Here is a 21702-nt window from a genome sequence, read left to right on the forward strand (position 1 = left end):
AACATAATATATATTATGCGACGATTTGCATCGTCTCAGTGTTGCAGGCCGCGCGGCAATTGGTACACCGGACAATACCGATAATCCACGCTGCGCCCCCTGATCGTCTGCGTGAAGCTGAGCGCATCGCGCACCACGATCTGCTGGCGCACCGTATGTCGGGCGGCGGTCCCGCCGCGCGCATCGATGCACGATTGGTCGACCGTATACCGGCTTCCCTTGCGCGCGAAGACACGCGTCCGGCACCCGCGGTCGCGCAAGGAGCTGATGTTTCGTCCGTCATATTCCCGGATGTCCGGATTGGCCGGGGCTTCGCAGCGCACGCTTTCCGCAACGAATACACCGGGCTTGAGCTTGTAGATGCCACCCGGCTTCGGCGAGGTATCGACGCTGGCCGCAGCGTCCCTGTCGCACACGAATGCGGCAAGGCTCAGCACGAGGTATAAAGGCCATCGCATGGTCATGATTGTCTTCTTCCTTCATTTGCAGTTGATCGTGGCCGCCATCATAGTCGGTGATGCATGGAACCTATTTCCCGTTACATAAGAAGGAGAAATTGCGGTACTTGTGAAGGCAACAGTCCTGCGCAGGCCGCCGAGGGACGACTGATGGGTAGCGCACGGAGCGGCCGCCGGCGCGAGCGCTTGCCACTAGATCAAAGCGCGGGATCCTGGCCGTTTTCTGCACGCCGGATGGGAAGCTGCACTCCAGAATTCTTCTGTTCCGGGACAACTCAACGGCGCGGGATGTTACTGGCCAAGCTGTCGTCGAGCTTACGTCGGTCAACCGGCATCTGCCTCAGCTATGGGAGCGTGTGATCGCGCTTGCCGACATGGGCAAGAGTGAGATCGGTCCGACGCTTCTCCGTCATGACACATCTCTCGGCGATTTCGATCTTCCGGCAAGTGTACAAACAAGTCGAACGGCGGTAAGCGGGGACTGGAGGTCCACAGAAATTGGCTCATCGGAGTCACCGGTGCCCAGGCGAACGATCGGCATTGCCCTACCCTGCCTTCACAGCCGCCGCGCCGCCTGCGCGCCCGTTGCCGATCACTGTCTTGTCGGCCGCAGTGGGCCGGTGCAGGTCGTCCCCGCCCCGGTCCTTGGTGGCTGGTTTTTTGGGGTTTCGTCGAACCTCGTGGGTTAGTTACATTTTTGGTGATATAGTAGCGCATCCCATACCGATATTTCCGCCATGGCCAAGCGATCATCCTGGGACAAGAATCCCACCAAGGCATTCGACGCCTTCATCGTCAGCCTCGATTTCGCCGAAACGGCCAAGCGCCTGCCCACCGACGGCCAGTTCAAGACCATCTCGAAACAGTCCGTCGAGATCTATACCTATATGTTCCGGAACTTCTGCAACTGGCTGGCAGAACAAGGCAAGGCGTTTTCCGAGGTCGACCGGGCCGATCTCAAGCGCTTTATCGACCGCGCCGACGAGCATGGGCGCGTCATCAACAGCAAGATCGCTTACCGTTACCTGCGCCTGCTCGATCGCTGCTACCAGCATCTGGAGCTCGATCCGAACCCGGCGCGCGAGGCCATCCTGGCCACCGGCCAGGCCGAGTTCCTGCGCGATGATCCGACCCGGGCCTTGTCGGAGGACCAGCTGCGCCGCTTCTTCGACGCCCTTCCCTCGGCGCCGGCACGCGTGCGCCAGCTGACGCCGTTCGACGGCTGGAAGCGCCGGCGCGACCGGGCCATGCAGCTGGTCATTGCACTGGCCGGGCTGCGCGTTGCCGAGGCGATCGGCCTGCTGCTCGCAGAGGTTGGGCAGCAGACCGATATCGAGGGCGGCATCGACATCACCATCACGCCGAGCGAGAAGCACCAGACGAGTCACGAACACGTCACGACGCTCCCGCGGGAAGGCGCCGTCGAGCTGCAGGCCTGGCTGCGGGAGCGCGCGGCGATGGGTATTCCGGGCGACTTCGTCTTCCCCGCCAATACCGAGGGTCGCAAGATGATCAAGAAGACCGTGTACATGCAGGTCCGGGCCACCTTCGAGCGCGCCGGCATCGACCTGTCGCGGGCAGGCGGGCGCACCTTGCGCAACACCTTCGCCCAGCGCAAGCTGGCCGAGGGCGCGACGCCGGACAAGCTCAAGGACACGCTCGGCCTGGCGCTCGAGCGCTCCGCCGCCGACTACCAGTTCGCGCGTGTCAAGCCGGATCCCGAGGAGGGAGCCTGAGCGCCAAGCCGACGAGGCGGGCTACTTCGCGCGCCGCTTCACCGCATAGCCATACTGCACCGGCCAGCTCGGCTCTTCCTCGAACGCATGCTGGGCCTTCAGGGCCCAGTACGGCTCGCGCAGGAGTTCGCGTCCGAGCAGCACAAGGTCGGCGTCGCCGCCGGTGACGATTTCGTCGGCCTCCTTCGGGTCGGTGATCAGGCCGACCGCACCGGTCAGGATCCCGGCGTCGTCGCGGATGCGGCGGCTGCAGGGCACCTGGTAGCGCTTGGCCACAGGAATGCGCGCGGTCGGCAGGTTGCCCCCTGTGGACACGTCGATGAGATCGACGCCCAGCTCCTTGAGGCGCCGCGACAGTTCGACCGACTGCTCGATGTCCCAGCCGCCGGCGGCCCAGTCGGTAGCGGATATGCGCACGAACAGCGGCAGCTCGGCGGGGACGACGGCGCGCAGGCGTTCAGTCACGCGCAACACCAGGCGCATCCGGTTTTCCAGGCTGCCGCCGTATCCGTCATTGCGCTGGTTACTGTGCGGCGACAGGAACTGGTGCAGCAGGTAGCCGTGCGCGGCATGGATTTCCAGCACCTGGAATCCGGCCGTGAGGGCGCGCCTGGCGCCGGCCTCGAAGGCGTCGATAACGGCGTCGATACCCGTTTCATCGAGCGCGGTCGGGATCGGGTCGCCGGGGTTGAAGGGAATCGGACTCGGCGCCACCACCGGCCACCCACCCTCGCCCGCCGTCTTGAGTGTGGCGCCGCCGGTCCAGGGCGCGGCCGTGATGGCCTTGCGTCCCGCGTGTGCCAGCTGGATGCTGGCGATCGCGCCCTGGCTGCGCACGAAGCGGGCGATGCGCGCCAGGGGTTCGATGTGCTCGTCGCTCCAGATACCCAGGTCGCCCGGGGTAATGCGGCCGTCCCAGGTAACGCCGGTGGCCTCGACGATCACCAGCCCGGCGCCGCCCACCGCACGGCTGCCCAGGTGCACCAGATGCCAGTCGTCGGCCATGCCTTCCTCGGCCGAATACTGGCACATCGGCGCCATGGCGATGCGGTTGCGCAAAGTGAGACTGCGCAGGGCGAGCGGACTGAGAAGATCGACTTCCGGCACTTCCTGGTCATGGGCGGCGCCGGCCATCGCGCCGTGTGTGGCTTGGATACTATCCGGGCTCATTGCTTACCTCCGGGTGCAAGACAAACGTGAATGTGGATCGCAAGCGCGTGCGCCGGCACCCGTAGGTGCCGTCCACGACGCCCCGGCGCCCGGATGATCCCGGGCCCTGGGGGATCAGTAAGACCTGCGGCGCTTGCGCAAGGCCATGAATCCGCCCACCACCACGGTGGCGATGAGCGCCTTGCGCACCAGGCCGGCCGGGTTATGGCGCAGCTCGGAGCGGATGCCCATCTCCCCGAGCACATTCGGCACATGACCCTGCGCCAGGTCTTCGACGATGCCCTCGACCATGTTGACGCGGTCGGCGGCGATCAGCATCAGCCAGTGGCGCAGGTCGTTCTCCGGCAGCTTGTAGGCGAGGCGCCGGATCGCACCGGACAGCCACTTGGGCGGTTCCGCCGTGCCGAAGATCGGCGTGATGCCGGGACGCTCCGGCGAGCAGAACACTTCGACGGTCTGCGCCTGCTGGACCGGCTGCCCCTGCGGCACGTGGATGAAGCGTGGCGGTGTGCGTTCCATCGGCACGGCCGGCCGGTTCTTCTTGTCGAGATCCGAGCCCCAGCCGGGGATGCGCTGCAACTGCTCGACCGGCGGGCTATGCCGGTTCAGGTCGTAGTCCATCTGGCGCTCGTAGCCCACGTGGCCGTGGTGATGTGGGTCGCGCCGTTGCTCGGCAAGATCGCGCTTGGCGATTTCGGTGTCCATGGCCTCTCCTTCAGTGGATGACGCTGCGCGCCGTCGCGCGCGCCGAGCCTGCGCGCGGTGGGATCAGCACGGTTTTGATGCAGTTGTCGTACTTGCTGGAGAAGATGTGGTAGGCATCCGAAACCTCCTCCAGCGGCACCCGGTGGGTGATGATTTCCTTCGGGTTCAGGTGCCCCTGGCGGATGTGCTCGATCAGGTGCGGGACGTGGCGCTTGACGGCGGCCTGGTTCATGCGCAAGGTGAGACCCTTGTTCAGCGCGTTGCCGATCGGGACCGCGTTGAAGGTCGGTCCGTACACGCCGACGATCGACACGTTGCCGCCCTTGCGCACCGAATTGATGGCCCAGAACAGCGCGGTGGCCGCCCCCGCCTGCAGCATGGTCCAGCGCCCGGTCAGGGTCTGGGTCAGGCTGCCCGAGGCCTCGCAGCCGACGGCATCGATGCACACGTCCGCGCCCAGCCAGTCCGTCATCTTCTTGATGTGCAGGGCGACGTCGCTCACTTCGCGGAAGTTGATGATCTCGCAGGGCGCGTAGCGGCGCACGAAGTCTAGCCGGTAGTCGACATGGTCGACCACGATGACACGGCAGGCCCCGAACAGCCAGGCGGACCTGGCGGCGAAAATGCCGACCGGCCCGGCGCCGAACACGACCACGGTGTCGCCTTGCTGGATGTCGCCCATCTCGGCGGCCTGGTAGCCGGTCGGCAGCGCGTCCGTGAGCAGCACCGCGTCGTCATCCACAATGTCTTCGGGGATCTTGTATGGCCCCACGTCGGCCATCGGTACGCGGACGTACTCGGCCTGGCCGCCGTCGTAGCCACCGGTGGTGTGCGAGTAACCGTAGATGCCGCCCACCGCGGTCGCTTCGGGATTCGTGTTGTGGCAGTTGCTGTACAACTCCTTCTGACAGAAGAAGCAGCTGCCGCAGAACAGGTTGAACGGCACCAGCACGCGGTCGCCCGGCTTGAGCGTCTCGACCGCCGAGCCGACTTCCTCGACGATGCCGACGAACTCATGGCCGAAGGTGTGCCCGATGCGTGTATCGGGCACCAGGCCGTGGTACAGGTGCAGGTCCGAGCCGCAGATGCAGGCGCGTGTCACCCGGACGATGGCGTCGCCCGGGTGCTCGATCACGGGATCCGGCTTTTGCGACGCCCGGATCCGGTATGGTCCACGATAGTTAGTTGCTAGCATAAAAAACCTCCCGTCAAGATTGTCGTCGTGCTCCCGCAGCCGCCATCGGGCGGAAAAGTTGGACACCGTCGATGGCGGCACGTTCATCATTCATGCGCGGGCGTGTCGCTCGCATACGCGCCCTGCCCGGCTAGGATCCCGGGTGCAGGACCACCTTGGTCCAGCCGTGGTCGCGCGCGTCGAAGTGCTGGTAGGCGTCCGGCGCCTGGTCCAGTTTCAGCTCATGGGAAACGATGAACGAGGGCTTGGCGCGGCCCGCGTGGATCAGGTCGCGCAGTTGCCGGTTGTAGGCCTTGACGGGGCACTGGCCGGTGGCGACACGCTGTCCCTTGAACCAGAGCATGCCCCAATCGAGAGCGATCTTGCCCTCTTTCTCGAGCTCGTCCGGGCCGCCCGGGTCCTGCGGAACGAACACGCCGACCACCCCGATGCCGCCGGTGAACTTGACGGAATTGACCAGGTTGTTCATCGTGAGGTTCGGACGCTCCTGCCGGTGGTGATGATGGTCGTGGCACTGGTAGCCGACGCATTCGCACCCGACATCGGCACCCAACCCGTGGGTCAGGTCCATGACGCGCTGCACCGGGTCTTCCGTGGAATAATCGATAGGGATCGCGCCGAACGACTCGGCCAGCTTGAGGCGGTCGGCATGGCAGTCGACCACCATCACGCTGCAGGCCCCCTTGACCATCGCCGAGAGCGCGGCCATCAGGCCCACCGGCCCGGCGCCGTAGATCGCGACCGCGTCGCCCGGCTTCATGCCGGCCAGTTCGGTTGCGTGCCAGCCGGTCGGGAAGATGTCGGCGCACATCACGTAATCGGTCTGCTTCTGGTCGGCATCCGGCGGCAGTTTCAGGGCGTTGAAATCGGCCCAGGGCACCCGCAGGAATTCGGCCTGGCCGCCCTGGTGGCGGCCGCCACCACGACGCGGTCGTCCGGATGAACCAGGGACAGGAAGGTTTCGATCCTGCCGTCAAAGCCGCTTCTACCGACCCCCATGATGCGGCAGGTTTCGTCGGACCAGACAAGCTTTTCGGAAGGCGGATGGAATTCCCAGGTACCGACGTGACCAATAGCCTGGACCTCGGCCAGCTGCCATGCGACCAACTGTTGGCGGTTCAAGGCGCCCGGCTGTCCGCCGCTTGCCGATCTCGTCTCCGTCGTCATGCTGTCGTTCCGCGATGTGCGGCGGCCGGGCCGCTCGTATTGCCGCCTGCAATTGCTTGCAGGCGGTATCAGGCATAGCGTTAGTGCAGCAATGAATAAGACGGGAAGTGCAGAGCGAAGTTCCTCGATGCGGCGCGTGTCTCAGCGTGCAGCTTTGGCGCGCGCCGCGTGCAGTTTGCGGTAGCTGTCGAGCAAACGCGCGTGGCGCTCGAGGCCTTCGAGCTTCATGCTGGTTGGCGTCAGGCCGTAGAAGCGCACGCTGCCGTCCACCGAGCCGACCACCGCATCCATGCGCTCGTCGCCGAACATGCGGCGGAAATTGACGATGTAGTCGTCCAGTTCCATTTCGTCGTCCAGCTCCACTTCCAGCACCGCGCTCACGGCCTGGTAGAACAAGCCGCGCTCGACCGTATTGTCGTTGTACTGCAGGAAGGCGCCCACCAGTTCCTGCGCGTCCTCGAGGTCGCCCAGGGCGAGGCGGATCAGAAGCTTGAGTTCCAGGACCGTCAATTGCCCCCAGACCGTGTTCTCGTCGAATTCGATGCCGATCAGGGTGGCGACGTCGCCGTATTCGTCGAGCTCGTTGTTCTCCAGGCGTTCCAGCAGGGCCTCCAGCCGCTCTTCATCCAGGCCATGAATGTTGAGGATATCGCTGCGGAACAGCAGCGCCTTGTTGGTGTTGTCCCAGATGAGGTCCTCGACCGGGTAGATTTCGGAATAGCCCGGCACCAGGATCCGGCATGCGGTGGCGCCCAGATCCTCGTACACCGCCATGTAGGCCTCCTTGCCCATCTCTTCCAGGATGCCGAACAGGGCGGCCGCTTCCTGGGCGTTCGAATTTTCGCCTTGGCCCGAGAAATCCCATTCCACGAACTCGTACTCGGATCTGGCGCTAAAGAAGCGCCAGGACACGATGCCACTGGAATCGATGAAGTGCTCGACGAAGTTATACGGCTCCGTCACGGCTTCGCTGGCGAAGGTCGGGCGCGGCAGATCGTTCAGGCCTTCGAAACTGCGGCCCTGCAGCAGTTCGGTCAGGCTGCGCTCGAGTGCGACCTGGAAGCTCGGGTGCGCACCAAAGGAAGCGAACACGCCGCCCGTGCGCGGGTTCATCAGGGTCACGCACATCACCGGATAGCTGCCGCCCAGCGAGGCGTCCTTGACCAGTACCGGGAAACCCTGCTCTTCCAGGCCCTTGATGCCCGCGACGATGCCAGGATATTTGTCCAGCACTTCCTGCGGCACGTCAGGCAAGGCGATCTCGCCTTCGAGGATTTCGCGCTTGACCGCCCGCTCGAAAATCTCCGACAGGCACTGCACCTGCGCTTCGGCCAGGGTGTTCCCGGCGCTCATGCCGTTGCTGACAAACAGGTTCTCGACCAGATTGACCGGGAAGTACACGGTTTCGCCGTCGGACTGGCGCACGAAGGGCAGCGAACAGATGCCACGCTCGCTGTTGCCGGAATTGGTGTCGACCAGGTGCGAAGCGCGCAGTTCGCGCTCCGGATCGTAGATCTCGCGGGTGTAAGCGTCGAGGATGTCGCCCGGCAGCGCATCCTTCTTGCCCGGCTTGAACCAGCGCTCGTTCGGATAATGGACAAAGGGCGCCCCGGCAAATTCCTCGCCCCAGAATGCGCCGGCGTAGAAGTGATTGCAGTTGATGCGCTCGATGTATTCGCCCAGGGCGGAGGCCAGCGCGCTTTCCTTGGTCGATCCTTTGCCGTTGGTGAAGCACATCGGCGAATGGGCGTCGCGGATATGCAGCGACCACACGTTCGGCACGATGTTGCGCCAGGAAGCGATCTCGATCTTGATGCCCAGGTCGGCCAGCACCTTCGACATATTGGCGATGGTCTGCTCGAGCGGCAGGTCCTTGCCCTGGATATAAGTACTGTGCGAGGCATCCGGGCTGGCCAGCAGCAGGCCTTGGGCGTCGGCATCGATGTTCTCGACTTCCTCGATCACGAATTCGGGCCCGGTCTGCACGACCTTCTTGACGGTGCAACGGTCGATCGAACGCAGGATGCCCTGGCGGTCCTTTTCCGAAATATCGGCCGGCAGCTCGACCTGGATCTTGAAGATCTGCTTGTAGCGGTTTTCCGGATCGACAATATTATTCTGCGACAGGCGGATGTTTTCGGTCGGAATATCCCTGGTCGAGCAGTACAGCTTTACAAAATAGGCGGCGCACAAGGCGGACGAGGCCAGGAAATAGTCAAAGGGCCCCGGGGCCGAACCGTCGCCCTTGTAGCGGATCGGCTGGTCCGCGATGACCGTGAAGTCGTCGAATTTGGCTTCCAGACGAAGCTTGTCGAGAAAATTGACCTTGATTTCCATAGGGGTTCCAACCAGTGCTCTGTGAATGACCCGCCATTATCCTTGCTTTCGTCCGAACCCGAAAGGCGCAGCGCCGGCTGCCGTTTGTCCCGACTGGCCGACTTCCGCCTGCAACTGCGCAAAATCGGCATGTTCTTTCTCGAGAACTATGGTGAAACCATATAAAAAGGCGCATTTCCATGATGTGTCCGACAACTTCTCAGAATTTTTAAAAAAATTTCCGTACGGCACTTAATGAAGCCGGCGCTCGGGTCGCCTTGTACCAGTGAGCGCGAGTCAGACGCTCGCCACCAGAACAACCCCTTAATGGAATAGACACCATGCTGAGCCTCCACACTAACAACGCCGCACTGTCCGCCCAGACCTCGATCAACCGTACCCAGAACTCGCTGTCGACCTCGATGACCCGTCTGTCGACCGGTTATCGCATCAACTCGGCAATGGACGACGCTGCCGGCCTGCAGATCGCTTCGCGCCTGAAAGCGCAAACCTCGGGTATGGCCGTCGCCATGCGCAACACCCAGAACTCGACCTCGATGCTGCAGACCGCCGAAGGCGCGCTGGACGAAGTCGGCAACATGCTGGTCCGTATGAAGGATCTGGCAACCCAGGCCGCTGACGCTTCGTCGACCGACGACGACAAGAAAGCCATGCAGTCGGAATTCGACGCACTGGGCTTGGAACTGAAGAACGTCCTGCAGAACACCACCTTCGGCGGCACCAAGCTGCTGGTCGGCGGCACCGTCGCTTCGTCGATGACCTTCCAGATCGGCGCTTCGTCGAGCGAAACCATGGCTGTCGACCTGTCGGCTGACATGACCCAGATGGCGTCGGACGTGAGCACCGCCACCGCCAACTACACCAGCACCACCACCGGCACCGAACTGACCTCGAGCGCCAACGCCACCATCGCTTCGCTGGAAACCGCGCTGAACTCGGTGAACAAGGTGCGTTCGGGCCTGGGCGCTGCCGCCAACCGCCTCGAGCACGTGTACAACAACCTGTCCAACATCAGCACCAACAGCAAGGCTGCTACCGGCCTGATCATGGACGTGGACTTCGCGACCGAAAGCGCGAACATGACCTCGAACCAGATGCTGCTGCAAGCCGGCACCGCGATGCTGAAGCAGTCGAACAGCATGTCCTCGATGGTCATGTCCCTGCTGCAGTAATCAGATTCAGTTCCCGCTCCACCCTGAAAGCCAGTCCCGCGGGACTGGCTTTTTTCGTTATGCAGTAGCGACATGCCAAAAAATATTTAGCGAAAGTGCATCCAAATACGTTCGGGCAGCGTAGAGCGCGTATCCACCCCGTTTCGGCTACATCCGGCTGCGACGGTAATGGTTACGGCATCCATTCAACCTCTACGACAGGAACTGACCATGAACAAACGTATCCCCGGGCTTCTTCTGGCTTCCACTCTCGCCTTCGTCCTGGCCGGCTGCGGCGGCGACGACGATCCGGTGGCAAGCGTCCCCGTGACCACGCCGCCGCCCATCGCCGTGACTGCAGGAGATTTGGTCGTGCTCACGACCGGCAACCGTCTGGTGTCCTTCAATCGCGATACGCCGGGCACGGCCCGCACTTCGGCGGCGGTGACCGGCCTGCAGGCGGGTGAAAACCTGGTCGGGATCGATTACCGCCCCGCCGACGGCCAGTTGTACGGCGTCGGCAGCAGCGGCCGCATTTATATCCTGAATCCGGAAACCGGCGCGGCAAGCCTGAAGGCCACCCTGAGCGCCGACGCGGCCGACACCACGGCCCCATATACCGCCCTTGGCGGCAGCGAGTTCGGCGTCGACTTCAATCCGGTCGCAGACCGCCTGCGCGTCGTCAGCAACACGGGCCAGAGCCTGCGCATCAACGTCGACACCGGCGCCACCACCACGGACGGAAGCATCAATGGCGGAGCGGCTGGCAGCACGATCACGGCGTCCGCCTATACCAATTCCTTTGCCGGCACGACCAGCACCACGCTGTACGCGCTGGACAGCGCGACCGACACCCTGTACGTGCAGAATCCTCCGAATGACGGCACGCTGGCGACCCCTGTGAGCCTCGGCCTGGATGCAGGCGCGGCCAACGGCTTCGACATCGACGCCCGCACCAACATGGGCTACGTCGTGGTCAACGCGGGCGGCACCCGGACCCTCTACACTGTCAACCTCGGCGCAACCGCCAACGCCGCAACCTCGGCCGGCGCGCTGGCCCTGAGCGAAGACGCGCGCGGCCTGGCCTTGCGCGCGGGACCGGCGCCGGTGGTGCTTGCCCTGACCGATGCCGGCCGTATCGTCGCCTTCCGTCCAGCCTCGCCCAACGTCTTGACTGCCGATATCGGGCTCGCCGGACTGAATGCGAACGAAACCGTCGTGGGCTTCGATATCCGTCCGCGCGACGGCCTGTTATATGGAATCACCTCCGCCGCGCGCATCGTGACCATCGACGCGGCCACCGGCGTCACCACGGTCAAGGCCACGCTGGCCGCCGATCCTGCCGATACCACGCTGCCGTTTGCCGGCATCGTCGGCAGCATGTTCGCGGTCGACTTCAACCCGGTGGCGGACCGGCTGCGCGTGATCAGCGACCGCGGCCAGAGCCTGCGCATCAACGTCGACACCGGCGCCACCACGACCGATGGCGCGATCAACCGGGCAGGCGCTGCGCCTGTCGTGACAGCTGCCGCCTACACCAACAGCATCCCGTCAGCCACCGCGACCCAGCTGTTCGACATCGATACCGACAGCGACAGCCTGGCGCTGCAAAATCCGCCGAATGAGGGCACGCTGGCGAATGTCGGCATGCTCGGCGTGGCGGTAGCGGGCGATGCGGCCTTCGACATTGCGGGCGGCGCCAATGGCATCGCGCTCGCCGCGCTGCGCACCACGGCAGGCGGTCCGTCCTCGCTGTACCGGATCGATTTGGCAAGCGGTGCGGCGACGCTTGTCGCCGGCAGTGCGGCGCCCGCGACCTCGGTCGCAGGCGCGGGCCTCGGACTGCGCGACATCGCGATTTCGCTGCGCTGACCGGGCGGCGCGCCGGTCCTAGGTCATCTTGACGGCGCGCCCGATGAACAGGATCGGACCGGTCGGCCGGCCGAGCGGCGAGCCGGCCGGCGGTTCGAGCGTGATCTCGAACAGCTGGTTCGGTTGCAGCGGGGGCAGCTTTCCGAGCGGGACCTCGACGGTCTTGCCCGGTTCGACCAGGCCGAGCGACACCGGGCCGGACCAGCCGTCGGCCTTGGTCCAGAGCTGCAGCGCGCGCGCGGCCGGCACCGCGTCCGCCCGCAGCGGCTGCAGACGCAGGCGCCCCTCATCCACCGACTGCAGTATCCAGCCCGGCGCCATGTTCCCGGGCGCGGCAAGCACCACCATGTAGCGTGCGGGTGGCGCCGGCGTCGGCTGCAGTGGAACGGTCGCCAGGACGATTGCCGCCGCGACGCCGGTTGCGGCGACGACGCGCCAGAGCGCCAGGCTGTCCCACCAGCGCGCCCGTGGCGCACTGCGCCCGGCCTTGCCACCGGCGTGGGCCGCTACCGAACGCGCGATACGAGGCCACAGTTGGGACGAGGGTTCTTCCGGCTCCACCAACCCCGTCAGCGGCAACAGCCGGGCCTCCCATGCCTGCACGGCGGCCCGCAGCGCCGCATCCCGCGGCAGCGCCTGCTCGACGGCGCGCCGGCTTTCGGCGGACAAGGTCCCCAGCACGTATTGCCCGGCCAGGTCCTGTGGATCTTCCTTGCTCGGACTGTTCATCCCATGCACTCCCTTAATGCCGACAAGCCGCGCTTGATCCAGGCCTTGACGGTGCCGAGGGGCGACTGCAGGCGCTCGGCGATCTCGCTGTGCGAGCAGCCGTCGATATAGGCATACAGGATGCTGTTGCGCTTGCCGGCATCGAGCCCGACCAGGCAGTCGTGCAGACGGCCAATATCCTGGCGCAGTGCGATCGTCTCGTCGAGTCCGCCTGCCAGCCCAAGGGTGCCCGCATCCAGCTCCTCCAGCATGCTGTCTTCCACCGCGACCTCGCGTTCGCCGCTGCGCACCAGGCTCAGGGCCTGGTTGCGCACCACGCTGTAGATCCAGCCACGACCGGCGCCGCGCGCCGGATCGAAAGTTGCGGCGCGGGTCCAGATATTCAGGAAAGCATCGTGCAGCACTTCTTCGGCAATCTGCCGGTGGCGCACGATGCGCAGCGCCACGCCCAGCAGGCGGCGGCTGTCCTGGTCGTAGATCCGGCGCAGCGCCAGCTGGTCGCCGCGCGCGCACGCCGCGAGGGCTGCTTCATAGTCGAATTCGGCCACAGCGTTCACGCCGCACCTGCCTGGCTCATGGGCACTCCAATGTCGGTTTTGTTGCTATCATGCCAATGTAACACAAGCATATAACTTACGGACCAGCTCGTTCTGGCTGGTGACGCCAGTGCCGCAGGCGTTTCGCCGCCTATTGCACTTGGCGAATACGGTTTTTTCCTTTATACATACCCGGTTCTCAATTCTCTCCCCGACCAACGTCCTGCATGAATCTCCAGCCACCTTCCCTGCGCATGACGGCCGGTACCGTCGTCAGCGCCACCTGCGTCGTCGCCCTGCTGTATTTCGGTCGTGAAGTACTCGAGCCGCTGGCGCTCGCGCTGATCCTGAGCCTGGTGCTGGCTCCGCTGGTGCGCAGCATGACCCGGGTCGGCCTGGCGCGCATGCCGGCCGTGCTGCTGTCGGTGGCCCTGGTCGCGACCGCCGTCGGCGGGGTCGGCGCGGTGCTGTTCGACCAGCTGGTGACGATCACGCGCGACCTGCCGCAGTACCGGGCCGCGATCAAGACCAAGGTGGCCAAGGTGCGCGAACTGGTGGAGCGCCCGATCACCCGCATCGAGCAGGAGCTGAGCGCCGTGGCGCCGGTGCCGGCGGTCGAGGCCGCGCGCGTCCGGCGCGGCAATCTGGTGGTCAATCCGAACCAGCCGCTGCCGGTGGAAGTGCGCACGCCGCGCACCATGAAGGACACGCTGGGGCGCGTCATCAACCTGGTGTGGGGGCCGATCGGCGAGGCCGGCGTGGTGCTGATCCTGCTGGTCTTCATCCTGCTCGAACAGGGTTCGCTGCGCGACCGCCTGGTGCGCCTGGCGGGCCAGGCCGAGGTGAGCCGCACCATCCGCACCCTGGGCGACGCGGCGCAGGGCGTGTCGCGCTTCTTCTTCTCGCAGTTCATCGTCAACGCCACCTTCGGGGTGGTGATTGGCCTGTCCTTGTGGCTGGCGGGAATCCCGCATGCGGTGCTGTGGGGCGTGCTCTCCGGCGCGCTGCGCTTCGTGCCCTACCTGGGCGTGCTGCTGGCCGGCGCCATCATCGCCGTGTTCGTGGCGGCGATCGATCCCGGCTGGTCGCTGGCCGTCACCTGCATGGCGATCTTCCTTGCTTTCGAGCTGGTGCTGGCCAACTTCATTGAACCCAAGGTGTATGGCCACAGTTCCGGGCTCTCGCCGCTGGCGGTGATCGTCTCGGCCCTGTTCTGGGGTGCGCTGTGGGGCCCGGTCGGCCTGCTGCTGTCGACCCCGCTGACCCTGTGCCTGGTGGTGGCCGGGCGCCACGTGCGGGCGCTGGCGCCGATCACGATCCTGCTGGGCGACGCGCCCAACATGTCGGACGCCGAGCGCTTCCACCAGCGCGTGCTGGCCGGCGAGGCCGACGAGCTGACCAAGGACGCGCGCGCCTACGTGCGCCGCTACAGCTTCGCGCGCTATTGCGACCACGTGCTGCTGCCGGGCCTGCGCATGGCGGTGTCCGACCTCGGCACCGGCACCATCGACAAGGCCCAGGAAACGCGCATGCGCGCGGTGATCGCCAACATCGCGGAAACCGTGGCCTGTGCCTCGGACGGCGGTGCGCGCAACCGGCGCAAACCGGTGCCGCTGCTAGACGCCAACATCGGCGCCCACCTGCGCCAGATGCGCGAGGCGCGTTTCGGCCGCTGGCAGGGCTCGCTCGACGTACCGCACGGCTCGATCGTGCTGTGCGCCGGCCTGCCCTCGGAGCGCGACGAATTCCTGACCGAACTGCTGGTGCGCGCACTGCGCGAGGGCGACGTCGACGCCCGCAGCCTGGTGGTGGGCACCCCACTGGAACGACCTGAGGGCAGCACCCCGGAACTGGTGTCCACGGTTTTCATCACCTACCCGCGCCAGGACAACTTCGATGCCTGGCGCGCGGCCGTCGCCGAGCTGCGCCACGACCTGCCGGAAGCGCTGATGGTGACCGTGCTGCTGCCGTATGACGAGCAGCTACCCAAGCGGGCGCTGGTCGAGGCCTATGTCGACATGATCCTGCGCTCGTTTGAAGAAGGCCTCGCCTTTGTGGCGCCGGACCGTAGCGCGCCGGCGAAAACGACCGCTACCCCGGAGCTTGTGCGTTGATCGTTCGAAATCGTCAAATTTGTTGTTTTTCCGCCTTGCTAGTGTGAAAAATCACGGCTTTTTGCCCCAGTCTTTACGGTTCATGATGTTTCGCACGTAAAATGCTTTCCTATCGGCATTACTTTTATAACGGCGGAATATGAAATCGGTTCAACAAGAAGTCGACGAGCGCAGCAACCTCACCAGCAACAACAAGTTCGAACTGCTCCTGTTCCGCCTTGGCGGCGATGAAAACGGCGAGCGCAGCGAACTGTTCGGCATCAACGTATTCAAGATCCGCGAAATCGTGGCCATGCCCGAAATCACCGCCGTGGCCGGCTCGATGCCGCACGTGCTGGGCGTGGTCAACCTGCGCGGCCAGATCATCCAGGTGCTGGACCTGCCGGCGATCGCCGGCGTCAAGCCCAAGACCGGCCTGAACATCATGCTGGTGACGGAATTCGCCCGCACCACCCAGGCGTTTGCCGTCGAAAGCGTCGAGGAAATCGTGCGCCTGGACTGGAACCAGGTGATGTCGGCCGAGCGCACCGCCGCCAGCGGCATGGTCACCAGCATCGCACGCCTGCCGGAAGAAAACGGCCAGCCGGGCCGCCTGGCCCAGGTGCTCGACGTCGAGACCATCCTGCGCGACATGAACCCGGATTCCGGTCCCGAGATCAACCAGCAGACGGTCGGCTCGAAGATCCAGATCAAACCGGGCTCGGTCGTGCTGGCGGCCGACGATTCGGTGGTTGCCCGCGCGCTGATCGAACAGGGCTTCGAAGCCATGGGCCTGCCCTTCATCATGGCCAAGAGCGGCAAGGAAGCCTGGGACCAGCTCAACAGCATCGCCAGCACCGCCGAAGCCGAAGGCAAGTCGGTGCACGACAAGGTCGCCCTGGTGCTGACCGACCTCGAGATGCCGGAAATGGACGGCTTCACCCTGACCCGCCACATCAAGAAGAGCGCGCGCTTTTCCGGCCTGCCGGTGATCATCCATTCCTCGCTGTCGGGCACCACGAACGAAGAACATGTCAAGAACGTCCAGGCCGACGCCTACGTGGCGAAGTTCTCGGCCGAAGACCTGGCGACCACGATCCGCCGCGTCCTGCGCCAGTAAGGCGGCGCACGCTCGCGTCAACCCGGCGCGCACGGAATCCGTTGTGATGTAACAAACGCTAACACAATCACCCGTGTGCGCGCCGGCAGTCGATATACTATTGACAACAAGCCGGTACGCAATCGGGGGTACCTGCCAGGCGGAGGGCGACTTCCGCCGACCGGACACGCGGGGGTCTCCTCCGCAGAGAGCGAACCATGGCGCAACGACGACGCGACGACGATACCGCAGTGACAGCCGAGTATGCCTTCTTCCTGGCGGAAACCCGGGGCCTGCGCTTCGCGCTCGATTACCTGGACAACTGCCACATCCCGCGCGACATCCTGCTGCGCGCGCTCGACCAGCCCGAGCAACGCCGGCGCATCGAACGGCGCCGCTATCCCCGCAACGATTGACCTCTGAAACGCGCTGCGCGCCGGCGCGCGGCGTGCTACCGTAGCTGCTGGAACGAGGAATCGCCATGCAGCGCAGCTACCGTTGGCGCCCCACGGAGGGCATCGGGCTCGAACACCTGATCCTGGATCACCGCGAGGACGTGATCGTCGCCGACGGCGTCGTGATCGGCGACCGCGGCGACGGCCCATTCGGCTGCAGCTACCGGATCTGCTGCGATACCGGCTGGCGCGTGCGCTCGCTCGAAGTGCACACCGCCGGCGGCCGTTTCCTGGTGCTCACCAGCGACGGCGACGGCCACTGGCGCGACAGCGACGGCCGCGCCTTGCCCCGACTCGACGGCTGCATCGATGTCGACCTCGCCGCCACTCCGTTTACGAATACCCTCCCGATCCGTCGCCTCGGCGAGGCGCTGCACCAGCGCACCGGCATCGCAGTCGCCTGGGTCGCCGTCCCCTCGCTCGAGGTGCGGCGCCTTGATCAGGCCTATACGCGCCTGGCCGACGGGCGCTGCCTGTACGAGGGACCGATCGGCGAATTCCAGGCCGAGCTCGAGCTCGACGCCGACGGCCTGGTGCTGCACTACCCTTCGCTGTTCACCCGGGTCAATGCGCCCTGAGCGCGCAGCCGCTCCTCGACCCGGCCCAGCAGGGCCTCCAGCTGGGCGCGCTCAGTCCCGTCCAGCCCGGCCAGCGCCTGCGCCGCCAGCTGCTCGCCGTGGCGGCGCACCTCCGCGTATACCACCGCGCCCGCCGGCGTGAGATGCAGGCGCGTGCTGCGGCGATCGAGCTCGTCCGCACGCACCTCGACCAGGCCCTTTTCGCGCAGCCCCTGCACCAGCCGCGTCACCTGGGCCTTGTCGCGCCCCGAACGTTCGGCCAGGTCGCGCTGAGTCGCGCCGGGATGGCGCGCGATATAGCCGAGCGCCCGGTTTTCCATATGGCTCAGCTCGTGCTCGGTCGCCCGCAAGGAGCGGTATTGCTGCGCCCGGAACAGATGCATGATCTCGTGGATCGCCTCGAACACACCGTCTCCGCCCGCAGGCGGATGGTTGACATCATCAACTAAATTTTCCATAATAGGTGACATTATCAACCAATTTGGACCAACATGGAACAGCCAAACCGCAAGGGCGTACAGCGTGTGCGCCACGAACTGCGCATTCGCGACGTAGCGGTCAGCCGCGTCGACCCGCTGGGCGACAGTTTTCTCGCCATCAGCTTCCAGGGCGAGGCACTGGAAGGCTTCGTCTCCGCGTCTTTCGATGACCACGTCAAGTTCATGTTCGAGATCGAGGGCAAGCAGCTGCGGCGCGACTACACGCCGCTGTGGTACGACGCCGACAAGCGCGAGCTGACCCTCGAATTCGCCCTCCACGAAGGCGGCGGCGCGTCCGACTGGGCGAAAAGCGCGGCGGTCGGCCAGCAGGCCGTCATCGGCGGCCCGCGCGGGTCGATGATCATTCCGATGGAGTACGACTGGTACCTGCTGGCGGGCGACCGCAGCGCCCTGCCCGCCATCCGGCGCCGCCTTGCCGAACTGCCGCCCGGCAGCCGCGCGATTGTGGTCGCGGCCGCCGGCGGAGCCGATCGCCTGCCGCTGCCGACCCAGGCGCAACTGGATCTCACCTGGGTCGAGGACGACCAGAGCCTGCTCGCCACTTTGCGCCACCTGGCGCTGCCGCCCGGTGAGGGGTTCGCGTGGTTTGCCGGCGAAGCCGCGACGGCCAAGCAGGTCCGGTCTCTGCTCGGCGACGGGAAAGGCATTGCCAAAGAAGCCATGCGGGTGTCCGCTTACTGGAAGCAGGGCGTGGCCGACCACCACGAGAATCTGGAGTAAAGGGTCAAAAAGCAGCGATGCTGCTACCCAGGCAATGACTTAAGGCCTTGATCTGGCTATAATTTCGGCCTTCGCATCAAGGATCCCGCCATGTCACTGCTCGACCACCAGCTTGAACTGCTGTCGCCCGCCAAAACCGCCGAGATCGGCCGCGAGGCCATCCTCCACGGCGCCGATGCGGTGTACATCGGCGGCCCCGCCTTCGGCGCGCGCCACAACGCCAGCAATCCGCTGGAAGACATCGCCAGCCTGGTCGAGTTCGCGCACCGCTACCGCTCGCGCATCTTCGTGACCATGAACACGATCATGCACGACAGCGAGCTCGAGCTCGCGCGCAAGCAGATCTGGCAGCTGTACGAAGCAGGCGTGGACGCCCTGATCATCCAGGACATGGGCCTGCTCGAAATGGACCTGCCGCCGATCCAGCTGCACGCCAGCACCCAGTGCGACATCCGCACGGTGGAAAAGGCGCGTTTTCTTGGCGACGTCGGCTTCTCGCAGCTGGTGCTGGCGCGCGAACTCACGGTCGAGCAGATCCGCAAGATCAAGGCCGAAGTCGACACCCCGCTCGAATACTTCGTGCACGGCGCCCTGTGCGTGGCCTTCTCGGGCCAGTGCTATATCTCGCACGCCGATACCGGCCGCAGCGCTAACCGCGGCGACTGCTCGCAGGCCTGCCGCCTGCCCTACACCCTGAGCGACGGCCAGGGCCGCGTGGTAGCCTACGAAAAGCACCTGCTGTCGATGAAGGACAACGACCAGAGCCGCAACCTGGAAGCCCTGGTCGACGCCGGCATCCGCTCCTTCAAGATCGAAGGCCGCTACAAGGACATGGGCTACGTGAAGAACATCACCGCCCACTACCGCCTGCTGCTCGACGAACTGCTCGAGCGCCGTCCGGAATTCGCGCGCGCCGCCAGCGGTTCGACTCGTGTGCTGTTCACCCCGGACGTCGACAAGAACTTCCACCGCGGCCATACCGATTACTTCGCGCTCGGCCGCCAGGACGACATCGGCGCTTTCGACTCGCCGAAGTACATCGGCGTCGAGCTGGGCACCGTGACGCGCATCGGTCCGGATTTCATCGAGCTGGCGACGAATGCGGCCATGGCCAATGGCGACGGCCTGAACTACATGAACAAGCGCGACACGGTCGGCATCCAGGCCAACACGGTGGAGAAGCTGGGCGAAGACGAGGACACCCAGCGCTGGCGCGTGTTCCCGAACGAAATGGTGAAGAGCCTGGCTGGCCTGAAGGTCGGCACCATCGTTCACCGGAACCGCGACCACCAGTGGGAATCGGCGCTGAGCAAGAAGTCGTCCGAGCGCAAGGTGCGCGTCGACATCGTGCTCGGCGAGCAGCCGGGCGGCCTGCGCCTCACCCTGGTCGATGAAGACGGCATCCAGACCGTGACCGGCGCCGACATCGCCCTGCAGCCGGCCCAGCAGGCGGCGCAGGCGGACAGCGCGTTGCGCACCAACATCGCCAAGCTGGGCAACACGATGTTCGAGGCCGGCGCGGTGGAGCTGCAACTGTCGCAGCCCTGGTTCGTGGCCGCCAGCGCGATCAATGCGCTGCGCCGCGACGCCATCGCCGCGCACGAAGCGGCGCGCCTGGCCGCATGGGACCGTCCGGAGCGCAAGGCGCCCGCCGAGCCGCCGGCGATCTACCCGGAACAGCAGCTGAGCTATCTGGCCAACGTCTATAATGACAAGGCGCGCGCCTTCTATCACAAGCACGGCGTGCAGCTGATCGACGCCGCTTACGAGGCGCACGAAGAGCCGGGCGAGGTGTCCCTGATGATCACCAAGCACTGCCTGCGCTTCTCCTTCAACCTGTGCCCGAAGCAGGCCAAGGGTGTGCAGGGCGTGCAGGGCCAGGTCAAGGCCGAGCCGATGACCCTGGTCAGCGGCAACGAGCGCTATACCCTGCGCTTCGACTGCAAGCCCTGCGAGATGCACGTGGTGGGTGCGATGAAGGACAACATCCTCAAGCAGCCGCCGCCTTCGGCCGTCCCCTACAGCCCACTGGTCTTCCACAAGCAGCGCCCGCGTGCCTGAGTCTTGAGAAGACGATAAAAAACGCCGCCCGGTTGCCCGAGGCGGCGTTTTTCATTGGGCGGCGAATGTCAGTCGACGGTCGCGCCGCTTTGCTTGACCACTTTGCCCCAGCGCGCGTGCTCGGCCGCGACGAACTTGCCGAAGTTCTCAGGCGTATCGCCCACGAAGTCCGAGCCGGTATCGGCCAGCACCTTCTGGAATTCCGGCTGCTTCATGACCTTGATCGCTTCCGCATTGATCTTGGCGACCACATCTTTCGGGGTCTTGGCCGGTGCGAACATGCCGTACCAGGCGTACGACTCGATCTGCGGCAGGCCCGCCTCGGCGAAGGTCGGCACATCCGGCAGCAGCGGCGAGCGCTTGGCGCTCGAGATCGCGATCGGCTTGACCTTGCCGCTCTTGATGTGCGGCATGATCGCGATGGTGCTGTCGAACATCACGGGGATATGGCCGCCCAGCAGGTCGGAGATCGCCGGCGCCGAGCCTTTATAGGGCACGTGAGTCATCTCGAGCTTGGTCACGCTGGCGAACAGTTCGCTGGTCAGGTGCTGGGGCGTACCGTTGCCCGAGGAGCCGTATGAGAACTGGCCCTTCTTCGACTGGATGTAGGCCATCAGTTCCTTCAGGTTCTTGGCCGGCACCGATGGGTGGGCGACCAGCACCAGCGGCACGCGCAGCAGATTGGTGACCGGCGCCAGGTCCTTCAGCGGGTCGAAGTTCATGTTCTTGTACAGACTCGGGTTGATCACGATCGGTGCGCTCGAGGTGATCAGGAGGGTCGTGCCGTCCGGCTTGGCGCGCGTCACCGCTGCGGTGCCGATGTTGCCGCCGCCGCCCGCGCGGTTGTCGATCACGAACGATTGTCCCAGCCCCTGGGTCAGGCCCTTGGCCATTGGGCGCGCCGCGATGTCCGACGGGCCGCCCGGCGGCCACGGAACCACCACCGTCACCGTCGAGCTTGGCCAGCCCTGCGCCAGCGCGCTGATGGACATCACCGATGCCGCCAGTGCAAAGGCAAATTGTTTGGTGCCGAAGAGTCGTCGCATAGTCTCCATCCTTTGTTAGTGAATTGGCATTGAGCGACAGTGTATCCTATTCGGCCCTCGGCAACACAGCGGCTACTACGTAGGCGTTATTTGC

General features: G+C 65.1%; 19 protein-coding genes and 1 pseudogene. 9 read left to right on the forward strand and 11 right to left on the reverse strand.

The annotated features are described in order from the left end of the window. Window positions 1-35: 35 nt before the first annotated feature. Window positions 36-464, reverse strand: a complete 429-nt coding sequence (locus LK539_RS20815; RefSeq protein ID WP_227802978.1) for a hypothetical protein — start codon at window positions 462-464, stop codon at window positions 36-38. A 731-nt stretch (window positions 465-1195) separates the two neighbouring features. Between LK539_RS20815 and LK539_RS20820 the strand changes: the two genes are divergently transcribed. Further along, on the forward strand, window positions 1196-2194 hold the full coding sequence (locus tag LK539_RS20820) for a tyrosine-type recombinase/integrase (RefSeq protein ID WP_227802979.1): 999 nt from the start codon (window positions 1196-1198) through the stop codon (window positions 2192-2194). Between the two features lie 21 nt (window positions 2195-2215). On the opposite strand, the gene LK539_RS20825 is transcribed toward LK539_RS20820, so the two are convergent. From LK539_RS20825 to LK539_RS20850, 6 genes and pseudogenes are all read right to left on the reverse strand, one after another. Continuing rightward, on the reverse strand, window positions 2216-3364 hold the full coding sequence (locus tag LK539_RS20825) for an NADH:flavin oxidoreductase/NADH oxidase (RefSeq protein ID WP_227802980.1): 1149 nt from the start codon (window positions 3362-3364) through the stop codon (window positions 2216-2218). Between the two features lie 114 nt (window positions 3365-3478). Beyond that, window positions 3479-4069 (reverse strand): hypothetical protein, encoded by a 591-nt coding sequence (locus tag LK539_RS20830; RefSeq protein ID WP_227802981.1) that lies wholly within the window; start codon window positions 4067-4069, stop codon window positions 3479-3481. Window positions 4070-4079: 10 nt separating this feature from the next. Next, window positions 4080-5264 (reverse strand): zinc-dependent alcohol dehydrogenase, encoded by a 1185-nt coding sequence (locus tag LK539_RS20835; protein WP_227802982.1) that lies wholly within the window; start codon window positions 5262-5264, stop codon window positions 4080-4082. Window positions 5265-5394: 130 nt separating this feature from the next. Then, window positions 5395-6213: pseudogene (locus tag LK539_RS20840) on the reverse strand (zinc-binding dehydrogenase); the annotation flags it as partial. After that, complete coding sequence (locus LK539_RS24505) at window positions 6117-6431, reverse strand: PAS domain-containing protein (RefSeq protein ID WP_227802983.1); 315 nt, start codon at window positions 6429-6431, stop codon at window positions 6117-6119. The pseudogene LK539_RS20840 and the gene LK539_RS24505, both read right to left, overlap by 97 nt. Before the next feature lie 141 nt (window positions 6432-6572). After that, a complete protein-coding gene (locus tag LK539_RS20850) occupies window positions 6573-8768 on the reverse strand; it encodes an OsmC domain/YcaO domain-containing protein (RefSeq protein ID WP_227802984.1) in 2196 nt (731 codons plus the stop codon). A 320-nt stretch (window positions 8769-9088) separates the two neighbouring features. Between LK539_RS20850 and LK539_RS20855 the strand changes: the two genes are divergently transcribed. Together LK539_RS20855 and LK539_RS20860 are read left to right on the forward strand one after the other, a co-directional pair. After that, window positions 9089-9940: a flagellin gene (locus LK539_RS20855; RefSeq protein ID WP_227802985.1), complete on the forward strand. Its 852-nt coding sequence runs from the start codon at window positions 9089-9091 to the stop codon at window positions 9938-9940. A 210-nt stretch (window positions 9941-10150) separates the two neighbouring features. Continuing rightward, window positions 10151-11791 (forward strand): DUF4394 domain-containing protein, encoded by a 1641-nt coding sequence (locus LK539_RS20860; protein WP_227802986.1) that lies wholly within the window; start codon window positions 10151-10153, stop codon window positions 11789-11791. 18 nt (window positions 11792-11809) lie between these two features. Here LK539_RS20860 and LK539_RS20865 read toward each other — a convergent pair whose 3' ends face one another. Both LK539_RS20865 and LK539_RS20870 read right to left on the reverse strand, forming a co-directional pair. Next, window positions 11810-12520, reverse strand: coding sequence for an anti-sigma factor domain-containing protein (locus LK539_RS20865; protein WP_227802987.1), 711 nt, complete (start codon window positions 12518-12520; stop codon window positions 11810-11812). Further along, window positions 12517-13077 carry a sigma-70 family RNA polymerase sigma factor gene (locus tag LK539_RS20870; RefSeq protein WP_227802988.1) on the reverse strand — a complete coding sequence of 187 codons (561 nt, stop codon included), beginning with the start codon at window positions 13075-13077 and terminating at the stop codon, window positions 12517-12519. Before LK539_RS20870 ends, LK539_RS20865 begins: the two co-directional genes overlap by 4 nt. A gap of 206 nt (window positions 13078-13283) precedes the next feature. Here LK539_RS20870 and LK539_RS20875 point away from each other — a divergent pair, with 206 nt between their 5' ends. The 4 genes from LK539_RS20875 to LK539_RS20890 all read left to right on the forward strand — a co-directional run bounded on the left by LK539_RS20875 (window position 13284) and on the right by LK539_RS20890 (window position 17281). Further along, window positions 13284-15170: an AI-2E family transporter gene (locus LK539_RS20875; protein ID WP_227802989.1), complete on the forward strand. Its 1887-nt coding sequence runs from the start codon at window positions 13284-13286 to the stop codon at window positions 15168-15170. 139 nt (window positions 15171-15309) lie between these two features. Beyond that, complete coding sequence (locus tag LK539_RS20880) at window positions 15310-16269, forward strand: chemotaxis protein (RefSeq protein ID WP_227802990.1); 960 nt, start codon at window positions 15310-15312, stop codon at window positions 16267-16269. 197 nt (window positions 16270-16466) lie between these two features. Further along, entirely contained in the window at window positions 16467-16664 is a 198-nt protein-coding gene (locus LK539_RS20885; RefSeq protein WP_227802991.1) for a hypothetical protein, read from the forward strand. Between the two features lie 65 nt (window positions 16665-16729). Continuing rightward, window positions 16730-17281 (forward strand): putative glycolipid-binding domain-containing protein, encoded by a 552-nt coding sequence (locus LK539_RS20890; RefSeq protein ID WP_227802992.1) that lies wholly within the window; start codon window positions 16730-16732, stop codon window positions 17279-17281. On the opposite strand, the gene LK539_RS20895 is transcribed toward LK539_RS20890, so the two are convergent. After that, on the reverse strand, window positions 17245-17688 hold the full coding sequence (locus LK539_RS20895; protein WP_227802993.1) for a MarR family transcriptional regulator: 444 nt from the start codon (window positions 17686-17688) through the stop codon (window positions 17245-17247). The two genes, LK539_RS20890 and LK539_RS20895, sit on opposite strands and share 37 nt — an antisense overlap. Before the next feature lie 84 nt (window positions 17689-17772). Here LK539_RS20895 and LK539_RS20900 point away from each other — a divergent pair, with 84 nt between their 5' ends. Beyond that, on the forward strand, window positions 17773-18501 hold the full coding sequence (locus LK539_RS20900; protein ID WP_227802994.1) for a siderophore-interacting protein: 729 nt from the start codon (window positions 17773-17775) through the stop codon (window positions 18499-18501). Window positions 18502-18591: 90 nt separating this feature from the next. Beyond that, window positions 18592-20562, forward strand: a complete 1971-nt coding sequence (locus LK539_RS20905) for a U32 family peptidase (protein ID WP_227802995.1) — start codon at window positions 18592-18594, stop codon at window positions 20560-20562. A 68-nt stretch (window positions 20563-20630) separates the two neighbouring features. Here the strand turns inward: LK539_RS20905 and LK539_RS20910 are convergent, their stop codons facing one another. Further along, the gene (locus LK539_RS20910) at window positions 20631-21608 is read right to left on the reverse strand and encodes a tripartite tricarboxylate transporter substrate binding protein (protein WP_227802996.1); all 978 of its coding nucleotides are present in this window, start codon (window positions 21606-21608) and stop codon (window positions 20631-20633) included. Window positions 21609-21702 lie beyond the last annotated feature (94 nt).

This window comes from Massilia sp. IC2-476, assembly GCF_020707295.1.
GTDB lineage: Bacteria > Pseudomonadota > Gammaproteobacteria > Burkholderiales > Burkholderiaceae_D > Telluria.

Bases quoted from the DNA above. Each gene is read 5' to 3' on its own strand.
- LK539_RS20835 (WP_227802982.1), bottom strand. From the start codon at position 5,264: ATGCTAGCAACTAACTATCGTGGACCATACCGGATCCGGGCGTCGCAA.
- LK539_RS20850 (WP_227802984.1), bottom strand. From the start codon at position 8,768: ATGGAAATCAAGGTCAATTTTCTCGACAAGCTTCGTCTGGAAGCCAAA.
- LK539_RS20880 (WP_227802990.1), top strand. From the start codon at position 15,310: ATGAAATCGGTTCAACAAGAAGTCGACGAGCGCAGCAACCTCACCAGC.
- LK539_RS20865 (WP_227802987.1), bottom strand. From the start codon at position 12,520: ATGAACAGTCCGAGCAAGGAAGATCCACAGGACCTGGCCGGGCAATAC.
- LK539_RS20830 (WP_227802981.1), bottom strand. From the start codon at position 4,069: ATGGACACCGAAATCGCCAAGCGCGATCTTGCCGAGCAACGGCGCGAC.
- LK539_RS24505 (WP_227802983.1), bottom strand. From the start codon at position 6,431: ATGACGACGGAGACGAGATCGGCAAGCGGCGGACAGCCGGGCGCCTTG.
- LK539_RS20815 (WP_227802978.1), bottom strand. From the start codon at position 464: ATGACCATGCGATGGCCTTTATACCTCGTGCTGAGCCTTGCCGCATTC.
- LK539_RS20885 (WP_227802991.1), top strand. From the start codon at position 16,467: ATGGCGCAACGACGACGCGACGACGATACCGCAGTGACAGCCGAGTAT.
- LK539_RS20860 (WP_227802986.1), top strand. From the start codon at position 10,151: ATGAACAAACGTATCCCCGGGCTTCTTCTGGCTTCCACTCTCGCCTTC.
- LK539_RS20910 (WP_227802996.1), bottom strand. From the start codon at position 21,608: ATGCGACGACTCTTCGGCACCAAACAATTTGCCTTTGCACTGGCGGCA.
- LK539_RS20900 (WP_227802994.1), top strand. From the start codon at position 17,773: ATGGAACAGCCAAACCGCAAGGGCGTACAGCGTGTGCGCCACGAACTG.
- LK539_RS20825 (WP_227802980.1), bottom strand. From the start codon at position 3,364: ATGAGCCCGGATAGTATCCAAGCCACACACGGCGCGATGGCCGGCGCC.
- LK539_RS20875 (WP_227802989.1), top strand. From the start codon at position 13,284: ATGAATCTCCAGCCACCTTCCCTGCGCATGACGGCCGGTACCGTCGTC.
- LK539_RS20905 (WP_227802995.1), top strand. From the start codon at position 18,592: ATGTCACTGCTCGACCACCAGCTTGAACTGCTGTCGCCCGCCAAAACC.
- LK539_RS20890 (WP_227802992.1), top strand. From the start codon at position 16,730: ATGCAGCGCAGCTACCGTTGGCGCCCCACGGAGGGCATCGGGCTCGAA.
- LK539_RS20855 (WP_227802985.1), top strand. From the start codon at position 9,089: ATGCTGAGCCTCCACACTAACAACGCCGCACTGTCCGCCCAGACCTCG.
- LK539_RS20820 (WP_227802979.1), top strand. From the start codon at position 1,196: ATGGCCAAGCGATCATCCTGGGACAAGAATCCCACCAAGGCATTCGAC.